This window comes from Georgenia sp. AZ-5 (genome assembly GCF_043952095.1).
In the GTDB taxonomy this organism is placed as follows: Bacteria; Actinomycetota; Actinomycetes; order Actinomycetales; family Actinomycetaceae; genus Georgenia.
Genome location: NZ_JBINOU010000001.1, coordinates 4426919 through 4440898, shown reverse-complemented (window position 1 = coordinate 4440898; position 13980 = coordinate 4426919). Strand labels below are relative to the sequence as shown.

The 13980-nt window shown below is 75.0% G+C and carries 15 protein-coding genes and 1 tRNA gene; 9 read left to right on the top strand and 7 right to left on the bottom strand.

The features are described 5' to 3' along the window. Positions 1 to 11: 11 nt before the first annotated feature. The 4 genes from ACF0H8_RS20590 to ACF0H8_RS20575 all read left to right on the top strand — a co-directional run bounded on the left by ACF0H8_RS20590 (position 12) and on the right by ACF0H8_RS20575 (position 3714). Positions 12 to 2045, top strand: a complete 2034-nt coding sequence (locus ACF0H8_RS20590) for a protein kinase (RefSeq protein WP_395290705.1) — start codon at positions 12 to 14, stop codon at positions 2043 to 2045. 162 nt (positions 2046 to 2207) lie between these two features. Continuing rightward, entirely contained in the window at positions 2208 to 2693 is a 486-nt protein-coding gene (locus ACF0H8_RS20585; RefSeq protein WP_395290704.1) for a hypothetical protein, read from the top strand. A 74-nt stretch (positions 2694 to 2767) separates the two neighbouring features. Beyond that, a complete protein-coding gene (locus ACF0H8_RS20580) occupies positions 2768 to 3562 on the top strand; it encodes a DsbA family protein (protein WP_395290703.1) in 795 nt (264 codons plus the stop codon). 76 nt (positions 3563 to 3638) lie between these two features. Continuing rightward, positions 3639 to 3714: transfer RNA gene (locus ACF0H8_RS20575), tRNA-Thr, on the top strand. A 176-nt stretch (positions 3715 to 3890) separates the two neighbouring features. On the opposite strand, the gene ACF0H8_RS20570 is transcribed toward ACF0H8_RS20575, so the two are convergent. The 3 genes from ACF0H8_RS20570 to ACF0H8_RS20560 all read right to left on the bottom strand — a co-directional run bounded on the left by ACF0H8_RS20570 (position 3891) and on the right by ACF0H8_RS20560 (position 5604). Further along, the gene (locus ACF0H8_RS20570; protein WP_395290702.1) at positions 3891 to 4280 is read right to left on the bottom strand and encodes a VOC family protein; all 390 of its coding nucleotides are present in this window, start codon (positions 4278 to 4280) and stop codon (positions 3891 to 3893) included. Positions 4281 to 4463: 183 nt separating this feature from the next. Next, positions 4464 to 4724, bottom strand: a complete 261-nt coding sequence (locus ACF0H8_RS20565; RefSeq protein WP_395290701.1) for a hypothetical protein — start codon at positions 4722 to 4724, stop codon at positions 4464 to 4466. 181 nt (positions 4725 to 4905) lie between these two features. Next, a complete protein-coding gene (locus tag ACF0H8_RS20560; RefSeq protein ID WP_395290700.1) occupies positions 4906 to 5604 on the bottom strand; it encodes a uracil-DNA glycosylase in 699 nt (232 codons plus the stop codon). Positions 5605 to 5925: 321 nt separating this feature from the next. Between ACF0H8_RS20560 and ACF0H8_RS20555 the strand changes: the two genes are divergently transcribed. From ACF0H8_RS20555 to ACF0H8_RS20540, 4 genes are all read left to right on the top strand, one after another. After that, positions 5926 to 6426, top strand: coding sequence for a hypothetical protein (locus ACF0H8_RS20555; RefSeq protein WP_395290699.1), 501 nt, complete (start codon positions 5926 to 5928; stop codon positions 6424 to 6426). A 128-nt stretch (positions 6427 to 6554) separates the two neighbouring features. Continuing rightward, complete coding sequence (locus ACF0H8_RS20550) at positions 6555 to 6857, top strand: DUF3263 domain-containing protein (protein WP_395290698.1); 303 nt, start codon at positions 6555 to 6557, stop codon at positions 6855 to 6857. 79 nt (positions 6858 to 6936) lie between these two features. Further along, complete coding sequence (locus ACF0H8_RS20545; protein WP_395290697.1) at positions 6937 to 7563, top strand: LytR C-terminal domain-containing protein; 627 nt, start codon at positions 6937 to 6939, stop codon at positions 7561 to 7563. 4 nt (positions 7564 to 7567) lie between these two features. After that, positions 7568 to 9055 carry a phytoene desaturase family protein gene (locus tag ACF0H8_RS20540; protein ID WP_395290696.1) on the top strand — a complete coding sequence of 496 codons (1488 nt, stop codon included), beginning with the start codon at positions 7568 to 7570 and terminating at the stop codon, positions 9053 to 9055. A gap of 76 nt (positions 9056 to 9131) precedes the next feature. On the opposite strand, the gene ACF0H8_RS20535 is transcribed toward ACF0H8_RS20540, so the two are convergent. From ACF0H8_RS20535 to flgN, 4 genes are read right to left on the bottom strand one after another with little or no spacing between them, the layout of a single operon-like run. Then, positions 9132 to 9518: a flagellar assembly protein FliW gene (locus ACF0H8_RS20535; protein ID WP_395290695.1), complete on the bottom strand. Its 387-nt coding sequence runs from the start codon at positions 9516 to 9518 to the stop codon at positions 9132 to 9134. Beyond that, positions 9515 to 10396, bottom strand: coding sequence for a flagellar hook-associated protein FlgL (flgL, locus tag ACF0H8_RS20530; RefSeq protein WP_395290694.1), 882 nt, complete (start codon positions 10394 to 10396; stop codon positions 9515 to 9517). Before flgL ends, ACF0H8_RS20535 begins: the two co-directional genes overlap by 4 nt. A 10-nt stretch (positions 10397 to 10406) precedes the next feature. Then, positions 10407 to 11822, bottom strand: a complete 1416-nt coding sequence (flgK, locus tag ACF0H8_RS20525) for a flagellar hook-associated protein FlgK (RefSeq protein ID WP_395290693.1) — start codon at positions 11820 to 11822, stop codon at positions 10407 to 10409. Positions 11823 to 11829: 7 nt separating this feature from the next. Continuing rightward, on the bottom strand, positions 11830 to 12318 hold the full coding sequence (gene flgN / locus ACF0H8_RS20520; protein ID WP_395290692.1) for a flagellar export chaperone FlgN: 489 nt from the start codon (positions 12316 to 12318) through the stop codon (positions 11830 to 11832). Positions 12319 to 12935: 617 nt separating this feature from the next. Between flgN and ACF0H8_RS20515 the strand changes: the two genes are divergently transcribed. Next, entirely contained in the window at positions 12936 to 13895 is a 960-nt protein-coding gene (locus ACF0H8_RS20515; RefSeq protein ID WP_395290691.1) for a sigma-70 family RNA polymerase sigma factor, read from the top strand. Positions 13896 to 13980: the final 85 nt, after the last annotated feature.

Genomic DNA, 13980 nt, shown 5'->3' with positions numbered 1-13980 from the left:
GGTTGGTCGCCATGACGGCCGGCGGCGAGCAGCGCGAGGTGGGCGGGTACCGCCTGCTGCGCCGCCTCGGCTCCGGCGGCATGGGCGCGGTCTTCGAGGCGGTGGACGCCGACGGGCGCCGCGTGGCGCTGAAGCTGCTGCACCCGCACATCGGCTCCGACCCGCAGGCGAGGCGGCGCCTGGCCCGCGAGGTCGCGCTGCTGCACCGGGTCAAGGACGCCGGGGTGGCCCGGGTGCTGGACGCCGAGGTGGAGGACGCCGAGGCGTTCGTGGTCACCGAGCTCATCGAGGGGCCGACCCTGGAGGAGGACGTCGCCGCGGACGGCCCCTTCTCGCCGCAGGAGCTCTCCACCCTCGCCCACAGCCTCGCCGACGCGCTGCGGGCGATCCACGCCGTCGGGGTGATCCACCGAGACCTCAAGCCCGGCAACGTGATGATGAGCGAGCACGGCCCGGTGGTCATCGACTTCGGCATCGCCCAGGTGGCCGACGACGCCCGGCTCACCCAGACCGGCCTGGTCACCGGCACGCCCGGCTACCTCGACCCGGACGTCATCGCCGGCGCGGAGCCGTCCCCGGTGTGCGACTGGTGGAGCTGGGCCGCGGTGCTGGTCTTCGCCGCCACCGGCCGGCCGCCGTTCGGCCGCGGCCCGACCGCGGCGGTCCTGGCGCGGGTGGCCACCGGCCAGGTGGACACCGACGGCCTCGACCCGGTGGTCGCGCGCGCCCTGTCCGCCGCGCTGGAGCCGGGCCCGGGCAACCGGCTCGACCCCGAGGGCGTCCTCGCGGTGCTCGACGGGCAGTGGGGCGACGCGAAGCTCACCCAGGTGCTGACCGCGTCCGCCGCGGCTGCGGCGTCTGCGGCGAGCAGCCAGGGCGGACCCGGCGAGCGCGAGGCCGGCGAGCGCGAGGCCGGCGCGGGCGCCACCGCCGCCACCGCGCCGTTCACCGACGGCACGCGCGCCGCCGCCGGTGCGGACGGGACCCGGCCCGTCGTCGCCGGGTCCGCGGCCGACGACGCCCGCACCGTCGGCGACGGCGCCGCCCACGGCCCGATGACGCGCGGCCTCCCGCACGCGCCCGACGCGGCCCACGACCCCGTCACGCACGCCGTCCCGCCCGCGCGGGACGACACCTACAACTCGGGCACCCGGGCCCAGCGGGGCGGTGGACCGGCCACCCGCGCCCTGCCCGCCGATCCGCGCGGTGCGGCCGAGCCGGCCACCCGGGTGGTGCCGCACGAGCCCGCGACCCGGGCGCTGCCGGTGGAGGGCACCCGAGCGCTCCCGCCGGTGTCCTACCCGCCGGCCGGCCGGGACCTCGCCCCCACCCCGCACGGTCGGACGCCCGCCCACCCGGACCCCTACACGCCGCCCGGCGCGTACGGCGGTCATCCCGGCCAGCCCTACCCCGGCGAGCCGGGCCAGCCGGGCTACCCCTACGACCCGTACGACCGGCCCCCGGCCTGGGCGCGGCCCGCCCGGCGGCGCACGCTCGTGGTGGCCACCGTGGGGCTCGCCGTCACCGCCATCGCCGCCGCCCTGCCGGGGGTCTTCGTCCTGGCCGTCGCCGGCCTGCTGGTCCTGACGGCCACCGTCGGCTGGGCGGGCCGGGCCCGCCGTGCCTCCCGCCTGCGCCGCGGGGTGCGCAAGGGGGACGACGCCCGCATGCTCGCCGGGCTGCCCTGGCACCTGCTGCGCGGCGTCCTCGGCGCGTTGCCCGGTGCGATCGCCGGCGCGCTGGCGGGCGCGGCGGCCTGGTGGGCCGCGACTGCGGCCGCCGACCCGCGGCTCACCGAGCCCGTCGTGCTGTGGGTGGCGGGTGCGGCGGCGCTCCTGGTGGCGTGGCTGCTGCCGACCTCGCGCGCCTCGCGCGACGGCGCGCGAGCGATGATCGACGTGCTGACGCCCACCCGCGGGTTCCGCACGCTGCTCGTCGTGCTGCTCCTCGCGGTGGTGGCGGTCGTGGCCGCGCAGACGCTGCTCGGGAGCCCGCCGGTGCCCAGCTGGGCGCCTTTGCCCGACCCCGCCGCCCTCTTGCCCTAGCCCGCCGCCAACCGTCCCGCAGACGCCCGCGGCCACACTGCCGTAGCCCTGCGCCCACGGCCAGGGGTGCCCGCGCGGGCAGCCACGCGGGTGCCGCTTCTCACGCCGCACCCAGGACCTGGGTCCTGCACGCCCGATCTGCCCCGGCCATAGCCTGGCCAGGTGCGCAGGATCGGATGGTGGCAGCCGGGCCTCGCCCTGCTCGCCGCCGTCTGCGTGCCCATGCTGCTCGCGGTGCTCAGCGGCACCGCGACGGTCCACTGCGTGCCGGTCGCGGGCGGCTGGGCGGACGCCGGGCTGCGCCTGGCGCTGCTGGCCCCGGACGAGGCGTGCCCGTTCGGCACCCTGGCCGTGGGCGCCACCGCCGGGCAGGCGCTGACGGTCGTCGTCGCCGTCGCCGTCCCCGCGCTGCTCGCCCATCTCGCGCTGGCCACCGGGGCGGCCGGCGCCCTGGGCGCGCTGCGCGCGGTCGTCGTCGCGGCGGCCCGCCGCCTCGTGCACGCGGTCCTGCCCGGCGTCTCGCGCACCCTGCCCGCCCGGCCCCGCCTCGCCGTCGCGCCCGTGCCGCCCGCGCGTCCCACGGGCGCCGCCGAGCTGCGCCGCCCGCACCGGCGCGGTCCTCCCGTCCTTCTCGGCGTCCACGCCTGAGCGGCCCTGCCGCCGGCGCGGACCACACGCCCGGCGAGAGCCAGCCCGCACCGAGAAGAGAACGAGAGACATCCATGACCACCAGCAACATGACCAAGGCCGAGCGCCGCGAGGCCGCGCGCGAGCAGGCCCGCCAGCTGCGCGAGGCGCAGCTCAGACGCGAGAAGCGCAACCGCCGACTGATCGTCGTCGGCGTCGTCGTGCTCATCGCCGTCATGGCCGCCGCCCTGTTCGCCATCGTCCGGCAGGGCAGCGAGAGCGCCCTGAAGTCCGTCGAGGAGGTCCCCGCCAACACCACGCTGGACGGCGGCATCTCGCTGGGGTCCTCGCTCACCGCGGGCACCGCGAACGAGGGCGCCCCGGTGATCGACGTCTACCTGGACTTCACCTGCTCCTACTGCGGGCAGTTCGAGGAGATCAACGCCGACGACATCGACGAGATGGTCGCCGCCGGCGACGCCACCGTCGTCTACCACCCCGTGGCCATCCTCGACCGCACGGGCGACTTCTCCGGCTTCTCGGGTCGCGCCGCCCAGGCCGCCGCCGTCGTCGCCGACAAGGCGCCGGAGGCCTACAACGACCTCCAGGCCGCGCTCTTCGACCTCTACCGCGGAGCAGGTGCCACCGAGGGTGCGACCGCCGCGGAGCCCACCGACGCGGACATCGCCGCGGCCGCGCTGGAGGCAGGCGTGCCGCGGGAGGTCGCGGACACCATCGACGACGGCACGTTCACCGACTGGGTGGCGGCCACCACCGAGCAGTTCGGCCGGGACGGCTTCACCGGCACCCCGACGGTCCTGGTCGACGGTGAGGAGTTCGTTGGCTGGCAGGAGGAGGGGGCGCTGGCCGAGGCCGTCGCCGGCGCCTGACCGGCCGCCTGCGGCCACGTCAGCAGGGCCGGGGGAGTCTGCCGCCGCATCCGTGGCAGACTCTTCCCCGGCCCTCGCCGCCTTAGCTCAGCTGGTAGAGCACCCGCCTTGTAAGCGGACGGTCGTCGGTTCGAATCCGACAGGCGGCTCCAACGCGTCGACGTGCGCGGCACCTGCATCGGTCGCCGATCCGGGAGCCTCAGCCGGGTCCCTGGGCCGTCTGCCCCACGCTTGTCGCCCCCGCCAGGGCCCCGGCCAAGGGGGCGCGTCCGTCTCGGGCGCCCGCCGTCACCCTCCACACCGCGTGTGCGGCGGGGGGCTCGCGCGATCAGGCCATCGACGCGATCTGGATGAGGTTCCCGCAGGTGTCGTCCAGCACCGCGGTGGTGACCGGCCCCATCGGCGTGGGCGGCTGCGTGAAGGGCACGCCGTGCCCGGTGAGCCGCTCGTGCGCGGCGGCGACGTCGTCGACGCCGAAGGAGGCGAAGGGGATGCCGTCCTCGACCAGCGCCTCCTTGAAGGAGCCTACGGCGGAGTGGTCGGAGGGCTCGAGGACCAGCTCGGTGCCGTCGGGGTCCGACGGTGAGACGACGGTGAGCCAGCGGGCGCCCTCACCCAGCGGGATCTCGGTCTTCTTCACGAAGCCGAGGACGTCGGTGTAAAAGGCGAGCGCCTTGTCCTGGTCGTCGACGAACACGCTCGTCGTGGTGATCCTCATCGGTCTGTCATCTCCTTCGTCCAGCGGGCGGTGAGGCCCGCGAGGGGTCGCGGGTCCAGGTGGTGGTAGGTGTAGCGGCCCTCCCGGCGGGCGCTCACGAGCCCGGCGTCCTCCAGCACGCCCGCGCACAGGCACGACGACGCCCCGCGCACCTGCCGGCGCGCGGGGCGTGCGTCCAGGGCCTCAGCCGATGGCGCCGTCGTCCTGGCCGGAGTCGCCGTGGATCAGCTCGTCCTCGTCCGGGCCGGCGCCGACCAGCTCGGCGTCCTTGAGGGACCGCTCCTGGTCCGTGCGCGGGGCCTGGCGCGCGCGGCCGCCGCTGAGGACGTCGCGGGCGACGCCGCGCTCGGTGGCGTTCACGCCCTCGGGCTGCAGGAGGCCCCGGTAGAGAAGTGCCCCGGTGACCAGGTCTCGTCGCCGTGCCGTTGCTCCGCTGGACTCCATGTGCCGCTCCTCGGTCGGATGCTCGTCCCGCCGTCGGGGTGTGACGGCTGCCACCTCGATCATGCACCCTGACGGCCCGGACGTGCGACAGGACCCCCGGCGTGGCAGCGCCGGTGGGATCTCCCGGCAAAGCCGCGCTTTTCGGAGGGTCAAGAGCCAGGATAGGGGAGGCCTTCGGCGGCTAAACGAGCGCCCAGTCCACTGGGTCGGCGCCCTGCTCGGCGAGCAGGGCGTTGGCCCGGGAGAACGGCCGCGAGCCGAAGAACCCCCGCGACGCGGACAGCGGGCTGGGGTGCGCGGAGGTGACCACCGGCGTCGTGCCGAGCATCGGCCGCAGCGTGGCGGCGTCGCGCCCCCAGAGGATCGCCACCAGTGGGGCCTCGCGGGCCACGAGTGCCCGGATGGCGTGCTCGGTGATCGCCTCCCAGCCCCTGCCGCGGTGGGAGGCGGGGGTGCTGGGGCGCACGGTAAGGACCCGGTTGAGGAGCATCACGCCGTGGCGCGACCAGGCCGTGAGGTCGCCGTGCTCGGGGGTGGGCAGGCCGAGGTCGTCGCGCAGCTCGCGGTAGATGTTCTGCAGCGAGCGGGGGATGGGGCGCACGTCGGGCTGGACGGAGAAGGACAGCCCCATGGGGTGGCCGGGCGTCGGGTAGGGATCCTGTCCCACGATGAGCACCCGCACCTGCTCCAGGGGATAGGTGAAGGCGCGCAGCACGTCCGTGCCGGCCGGGAGGTACCCGTGGCCCGCGGCGACCTCCTCCCGCAGGAAGGCGCCCATGGCGTGGATCTGCTCCTCCACCGGCGCCAGGGCCCGCGCCCAGGACGGGTCCACGACGTCGGCGAGGGGCGGCGGACCGGCGAGGGAGGGGGCGGAGCTCACCCGGGGAGGGTAACGCCCGGGCGGATCGGCGCACCCGCGGCCTCGGCGCGGGGCGAACCGGCGCGCCGTGGACCGGCGCTCGACCGGGGCGGGGTCCGGGCGGCGTCCGGGCGGCCGGCCGCGGCGACGTCCGATCTGCCCGGTTCCACCCCCATCACTGGGGGAGGTTCCTCAAGGCGCGTGCCCTCCGGGCCGCGCAGGCGGCGAAATCTTGAGGTGACCTGAAGGTGGGTCGCGGCGGGAACCGCAGGGCGGTGCGCCACACTCGATCGCAATCGTCCGGGCGGTCGGCGCGCGGGCGGAACGGGCGGAAGGAGTCCCATGGGCCGCGAGGTGACGGCGCCGCTGTTCCAGCGGGTCGACCCGGCGAACGTGCCGGGCCCGAGCGAGCCCGAGCCGCTCGGCGCCCCCGCCTTCCATGCCCTCATGAAGGCCTCCCCGCTCCGCACGCGTGACGTGAGGCTCGTGGCCGACGCCGCGGCGACCGACGGGGCAGCCCCGGCCCGCGCCGCCGACGCACCGGAGCTGCCGGAGGGTTTCTCCGCGGCCGACGCCGTGCGCTGCATCGAGCTCCTCGACCGGCGGGTGTTCCGCCTGCGCAGCGCGCTGGCCGCGCGCGACGCCGTACGCGCCCTGGTCTCGCTGCGCGCCCTGCACGGCGTCAGCGAGAGCGTGGGCGCCGCCGCCCTCGCCGAGCTGACGGCGCAGGTGGAGCCGGCGCTGCGCCAGCGCGACTTCCGCGCGGCGCGCGCGGCGCTGTCCGACATCCTCACCCTGGTGGCCGCCACGAAGGCCACGCTCGTCGGTTGCGCGGCCGCCTGAGCGGGCCCCATCTCGTGTGGCGGCGTGAACCCACCCGTGTGACGCGCGCCGCGGTGAATGACACCGTTGTGGTTCGCCGCCTAACATGGGGCGGTGACCGCGCACCGGCGGCACGCCGAGGAGGAGAGATGGCAGCAGCGCACGTGCACGCCGACGAGGCCGCCGCGCCCGCCGACGCTCCCGCCGGCCTGAGCGAGACCGAGGCCAAGATCCTCGCCTTCGAACGCCAGTGGTGGAAGTACGCCGGCGCCAAGGAGACCGCGATCCGCGAGCTGTTCGACATGAGCGCCACCCGGTACTACCAGGTGCTCAACCAGCTGCTCGACTCCGAGGCGGCGCTCGCCGCCGACCCCATGCTCGTCAAGCGGCTGCGCCGGATGCGCTCCACCCGCCAGCGCGAGCGCTCCACCCGCCGCCTCAGCGGCGTCTGACCCGGCGCCGCACGTGACGCCGCTGGCACGGCCGGGTCGGAGTCGGTCCAGCCGCGGCGGAACGGATAGCCTGCAGACCGTGAGTACGCAGAGCCACGAGGACTACCCCGAGGACGAGTTCGACCGCGCCGGCCGCGACCGCAGCCCGCAGGGCGTGCACCGGGCCCCGCGCTCCCTCGGGCGCGCGCTGCTGCCGCTCATCGCCGTCGTCGTCCTCGCCCCCCTGCTGGCGTGGGGGGCCATCTCGCTGCTGGGTGGCACCGGCGGCAGCGAGCCGCCCGTGGCCACCGCCGAGACGACGGCGCCGCCCGCCGAGCCCACCACGGAGGCCCCCGCCGAGCCCCCCGCGGCGCCGACCGAGGAGACGTCGGCCGAGCCGAGCGCCGAGCCGACCGAGGAGGAGACGGAAGAAGAGGCCGAGGTCGACTACACGGCCGGCATCGCCGTCCTCAACGGCGCGGGCATCAACGGCCTCGCCGGTGACGTCGTCGCCGAGCTGAGCTCCGAGGGCTTCTCCGGCGGCACCGCCGCGGACTACGCCTCCGCGGCGCCGGCCACCACCACGCTGTACTACAACAACGCCGACCTCGCCGCGACGGCGCAGGAGATCGGCTCCCTGCTCGGCATCTCCAACCTCGTGGAGAGCGCCAGCGCCACTCAGACCACCGACATCGCGATCGTGCTCCGGTCGGACTACGGCGGGTAGCCCGGTGGCCGCGCGCGAGGTGCACGACGCCGTCGTCGTCGGCGCCGGGCCCAACGGCCTGGCGGGCGCCGTGACGCTCGCCCGCGCCGGCCTCGACGTGCTCGTCCTGGAGGCCCGCCCCACCGTCGGCGGCGGGGCCCGCACCCTCGACCTGGGCCTCGCGCCCGGGATCGTGCACGACATCTGCTCCGCGGTGCACCCGCTGGGCCTCGCCAGCCCGTTCCTGCGCGCCTTCGACCTGCAGGCGCGCGGCGTCGGCCTGACCGTGCCGGACGTCTCCTACGCCCAGCCGCTGGAGGGCCGGCCGGCCGCGCTGGCCTACCGGGACCTCGCCCGCACGGCCGAGGGTCTCGGCGCCGACGGGCGGGCCTGGCGCGCGCTCATGGGCCCGCTGGTGGAGGACGCCGCCGCCGTCATCGCCCTGGTGCTGGGCGACCACCGGTCCGTCCCGCGGGAGCTGCTGCGGCCCTCCGGCGCCCGGGCGGCCGCCGCGTTCGGCGCCGCGGTGCTCGAGCAGGGCACCCGGGCCTGGAACGCCCGGTTCTCCGACGACGCCGGCCCCGCGCTGCTCTCCGGCGTCGCCGCGCACTCCATCTCCACTCTGCCCACGCTGGCTGCCGCGGGCACGTCGCTGATGCTGGGGGCGCTGGCCCACGCCGTCGGCTGGCCGCTGCCGCGCGGCGGCAGCCAGGCCATCGTCGACGCCCTGGTGAGCGACCTGCGCGCGCACGGCGGCGAGGTCCGCACGAGCACGCGGGTGACCCACTGGCGCGAGCTGCCGCGGGCGCGGGCCTACCTGTTCGACACCACCCCGCGCACCGTGGCCCAGGTGTGGGGCGAGCGGATGCGGCCGTCGGTGCGGGCCGGGCTCGAGCGCTTCCGCTACGGCAACGCCGCGGCGAAGGTCGACTTCGTGCTCTCCGGCCCGGTGCCCTGGGCCGACGCGCGGGCGGGGCGGGCCGGCACCGTGCACGTGGGCGGCACCCGCGCCGAGATGGCGGAGGCGGAGGCCGCGGTCGCCCGCGGCCGGCACGCCGAGCGGCCGATGGCGCTGCTGTCGGACCCCGCCGTGTTCGACCCGGGCCGGGTGGTGAACGGGCTGCGGCCGCTGTGGACCTACGCCCACGTGCCGGCCGGCTCGCCGGTGGACGTCACGGAGACGCTCACGGCGCAGATCGAGCGCTTCGCGCCCGGCTTCCGCGACGTCGTCGTCGCCTCCCGGTGCGTCCCGGCGGCGGAGATGGACCAGCACAACCCCAGCTACATCGGCGGGGACATCGCCTCCGGCGCGGTGACGATGTGGCAGATGTTCGCCCGCCCGCGGCTCGCCTGGGACGTGTGGGGCGCCGGCGTGCCCGGCGTGTATTTGTGCTCGCAGTCGACGGTGCCGGGGCCGGGCGTGCACGGCATGGGCGGCTGGCACGCGGCACGTCGGGCGCTGCGGCACCGGTTCGGGATCAGGAAGGCGCCGGACCTCTCGCCGACGGCGTAGTTCCGGCCGCTCGGGGTATGCCCCGGTGGGGTCGCTCGCGTCCGTGTGCGCCCGGTGCGTGCACGTTCGCGCTCTCCTAGTTCCGTCCCACCCGGGACAGTGCGGCCCGCAGGGGCCAGTCGTCGCCCTCGAGGATGACTTGTTCGGCGGCCCCGTTGGACGGGTTCACCAGGATGGGCGCGAGCAGGTTCACGACCGGCTTGCCGTCGGCCGGGTTGACCACCACGAGCACCAGCGGGTCCTCGTCCGGGCCGAGCGCCAGATGGGCCAGCGCGGCCTCGGGGATGGCCGGGTGGTAGCCGTCGACGCAGCGCGACGGGTCGACCAGGTAGAGCCGCTCGTCGGCGTCACGCTCCGCGGTCAGCCGGTACAGCCCCTCGGCCCCCGTGACCGACTCCAGGACGAAGTCGCGGTTCGGCCCGAGCCCCGGGAGGGTGTCGACGAACTTCAGGGCGGCCCTCATGCGAGGAAGTCCATGAGCGTCGGCTGCAGGACCTTGGCGGTCACGCCCAGTGCCGCCTGGTAGGAGAGCTCCTGCAGCTGCAGGTCCATGATGGCCTCCGCCATGTCCACATCCTCGATCCGCGAACGCTGGGTCTCCAACGTCAGCACCTTCTCCCGGTGAGCGGTGTCCGCCTTCTCGATGTGAGCGTGCCGGGCGCCCACGTCCGCCAGAACGGCGACCATCGCCTTCATGCGTCCGTCGAGCGCGTCCAGGTTGTTGCTCACCTTGCCGCCGCCGCGCAGGTCCGCCACCACGGTGTCGAGGAGGGCGAAGACCGAGCCCGCGCCCTCGCCGAAGATCGCCGCACCGTCGGCGTCGACCCGCACGGCGGTGTCCGGGCCGAGCCGCCGCTGCACGGAGGAGCCGGCGACCCCGGTGAAACTGAGGTCCTCGGTGAAGGCCACGCCGGCGTCGGAGGTTCCGGCGAAGACCGTCCGCCCCATGTATTTGGTGTTGGCCCGGCCGAGGAGCTCCTCGCGCAGCTCCTCGATCTCAAGAGCGAGGGCCTCGCGAGAGGCCGGTGAGCTCGTCTCGCTCGCCCCCTGGAGGACCAGGTCGCGGACGCGGTGCATGACGTTGAGGGAGCTGTTCAGCGCCGAGTCGATCGTGGTGAGCCAGCCGTTGCCGTCGTCGATGTTGCGGCCGTACTGGTTCTCCGCGGCCGCGCCGGCCCGCACCCGCATGGCATCGGCCGCCGCGACGGGGTCGTCGGAGGGCCGGGCCAGCTTCTTCTGCGAGGTGGCCTGCTCCTGGAGCCGTGCCATCTCGGCCAGACCGGTCTGCAGGTTGCGCTGGGCGCTGAGGGCCTGCGTCTGCTGGGTGACGCGCGTGATCATCGTTCCTCCTTCACAGGCCGACGCGGCCGGTGCGGTTGATCAGGACGTCGAGCATCTCGTCGACGGCGGTGAGGACGCGGGCCGCGCCCTGGTAGGCCCGCTGGAGGGCGAGCAGGTTGATGTTCTCCTCGTCGAGGCTGACCGAGGCGTTGGACAGCTGCGCGGCGACGGCGGAGGTGGCGGCGACGTCGGCCAGCGCGGCCTGCTGCCGGGCGCTGGAGGAGGCGACGGCGGTGCGTGTGACGAAGCCGGCCCAGAGTCTGTCCGGGGAGTCGGCAGCGACGCCGATCTGGGAGATTGCGTCGGCGACGCTGCCGTCGTACCCGCCGGTCCCGGTGGCGACGGCCTCCGGCCCGGCGGCCGCGACGCGCAGGCCGAGGGCGGGCGGCGCGCCCGCGTCGACGGCGAAGAAGTCCGTGCCGGTTGCGCCCGACGGCGTGGTGCCGGTGCGGTGCACGGCGTTGACCTGCTGGGCCAGCGTGGTGGCGAGGGCGTCGTAGGACGCGGCGGCCTCGGCGAGCAGGCCGCCCTTGCCCGCGGCGTCCGCGGGGGCGAGCAGGGACACCGAGCCGGCGAGCTTGCCGCCGTCGAGGTAGGCGGCGGTGCCCGGGCGATGGGTCCACTCCAGCCGTACCGGGGCGGCCGCGGCGTCGGCGAGGCCGACGGCTCCGGTGACCTGAAGGCTGCGCGCGGTGGTCCCGTCGACGATGGCGTTGCCGGCGAGCAGCACGTTGAGGGTGCCGTCGCCGTTGTCGTGCACCGTGGCGCCGGCGAGGGTGGCCATGGTGGCGACGACGGCGGAGCGCCGGTCGATCAGCTCGTTGGCGGACCCGCCGGAGTTGATCGCCGAGCGGATCTGCTGGTTGAGGTTGGCCACCCGGGCGGCCGCGGTGTTCAGCCCGTCGACCGAGGTCTGGACGTTCTCACGGGTCCGCGTCCACTCGGCGTCCACCGCGCGGTAGCTCTCGCCGAGCGCGTTGACCAGGGCGGCGGCGTTCTCGAGCACCACGCCGGCGGGCGCGAGCTCGTCCGGCTGGTTGGACAGGTCCTGCCAGGAGGCCCAGAACGACTGCATCTTCGCCGCGAGCCCGTGCTCCCCCGGTTCGGCGAGCAGCGTCTCCAGGGAGGCCAGTGCGTCGGCCCGAACGGCGGTGTAGCCGCCGGCGGAGGCGGTGGTGTGCACGCGGGCGTCGAGCAACGCGTCGCCCAGGCGGGCCACGCCGTCGACCGTGACGCCCTGCCCCGGGCGGGCGGCGCCGTTGGTCATGCCGACCTGCGCGAGCGGCACCGTGGCGGAGGTGCGCACCCGCTGGCGGGTGTAGCCCTCGGTGTTGGCGTTGACCACGTTCTGGCCCACGGTCTCGAGGCCGGCCTGGGCGGCCACCAGCCCGGTGTAGGCGGTGTTGAGTGCGCCGAAGGTGCTCACGGGTTCCTCACAGGGTGGTGTCGAAGGTGCTGGCGCCGGCCGCGGCGGGGCTGCTGGCCCCGCGGGCGTCGTAGATCCCGGCGCTGAGCTCCAGGCCGGCCAGCGTCTCCTGCGTCGAGCGGGAGGCGGAGTTGAGGTACTGCAGGTTGGAGTCCCGCACCTGCCGGATGCTCGAGGTGAGGGCGACGAGCGCGGCCAGGTGGGTCTCCAGCAGCTCGCGCCACGGTCCCAGGGCGGGGGCGCCCGCGGCGAGCTCGCGCAGGGTCGCGTCCTCCGGCAGGCCCCAGTCGGCGGCGACCGAACCGGCCTCGAGGGTCCGGCTCAGGCTCGCCGCCCGCAGCTTCTCGAGGACCTGCTCGACCTCGCGGGTGGCATGGCCGAGCCAGCGCGTGCGGCCGGCGGTCAGGAGCAGCTGCTCCTCCTCGAGCTTGAAGAGCAGCAGCTCGAGGAGGTCGCGCTCGCGCCAGAGCAGCGTCGAGAGTTCGTTGGCTCCCACGGGGAGATGTCCTTCCGGTCGTCGGAGCGTCCAGGGCGGACCGGCTCCAGAGCACACTGTCGGCCGGTGGCGCCTACGCGTTAGGAGGGCACAGCATGCCTTATATATGCGGGGCTGCGTGCGGCCTCGGCCAGGTGCGCCGCCGACGCGGCGGGCGGCGGTGCCCAGGGATCCTGCACGGGCTGAACAATGGTTGCGGCGATAGTCGACAGTGCGACCCTGACAGCAGGTCGATGTCCCGCGGGTAAAGCAACGAAAAACATTGTGCGGCAAGTTCCCGGTAGCTATTTGATGCGGGAGTCTTCGTATGGCGGCCGGGGTGTGGAGCTCCGCTTGGGCCGGGCCGGCCAGGCTCCGTCTTGCTCGTCATGGTGCGGTATTCGAACCGCTTCTGAACCGCTCCAGGCCTGCGTCGAAATGATTGGTCCGTAGGGTGCAAACGGGGCGCGGGCGGTTCGCTGGACAAGTTACGGACGGCGTGACCCAGATCTCAGAAAGATTTTACCGTTTCCCCTGCTCCAATTTCGGACGGCATACCCTACGCTCTGGTTCAGGCCGCGAGGTGCAGTACACGAGTAGGCGCCAGGTTCGGCCATGAGCCCTGAAGGGTCCAGTCAGTGAGCATCTCTGTGCGCAACGACCTCGTCCTCGAGAACCTCCCCCTTGTCGGCTACCTCGTCTCCGACCTCTGCTCCCGTGCCACGCACCTCTCGCGCGAGGATCTGGCCTCCGTCGGTGCGATCGCGCTGATCCAGGCCGCCGACGCCTTCGACCCCGAGCTGGGCGTGCCGTTCGGCGCGTACGCACGGCGCCGCATCGTCGGCGCCCTGGCGGACGACATGCGGTCCGCCGACTGGGCGTCCCGCGGCACCCGCCGCCGCATCCGCGAGCTCCAGGGCGTCCGGGAGTCGCTGACCGCCAGCCTCGGCCGCGCGCCCAGCGTCGACGAGCTCGCCGCCACCCTCGGCGTGGACCGGTCCTCGGTGGCCTCTACTCTGGAGGATGCCGACCGTTCCGTGACGTCGCTCGACGGCGGCGGTGAGGACACCGCCACCCTCATGGACGTCCTCGCCTCCCACGAGATCTCGCCCGAGGACGCCCTCCTGGTTGAGGAGCGCACCCACTTCCTCCGGCACGCGGTGGCCTGCCTGCCCGAGCGGATGGCCTTCATCGTCACGCAGATCTACTTCGAGGACCGCTCCGTCAAGGACATCGCCGCGGAGCTCGGCCTGACCCACTCCGCGGTCTCCCAGCAGCGCGCAGAGGCCATGCGTCTGCTGCGCGACGGGATCGAGTCGCACTACGCGGCCGAGACGGTCATCGACGAGGTGCCCCAGCACTCCCGCGTCGCTCGGCGCCGCCGCGACGACTACCTCGCCGCCCTCGCCGCCCGGGCGGTGGGCGGCGCCACCCGCGCCGCCGCGGTCGCCACCGAGCAGGTCGACGCCGTGGTGGCCCTCGGCCGGGAGGCCGGCGCCGTCGCCTCCGTGGCCGCCCGGCGCGCGGGTGCCGCCGCGGCCGCCGCCCGGTGGCAGGCGGAGGCCGTGGTCGCACCGGTCGAAAAAGTTCTCGCCTGAAGTCCTAACGGCCCCCGCCCGGGCGCCGATAGTGCCAGTTGCCAGCCCAGGAAGGGCAGGTAAGGAACAACCCAGTTCATGGAGG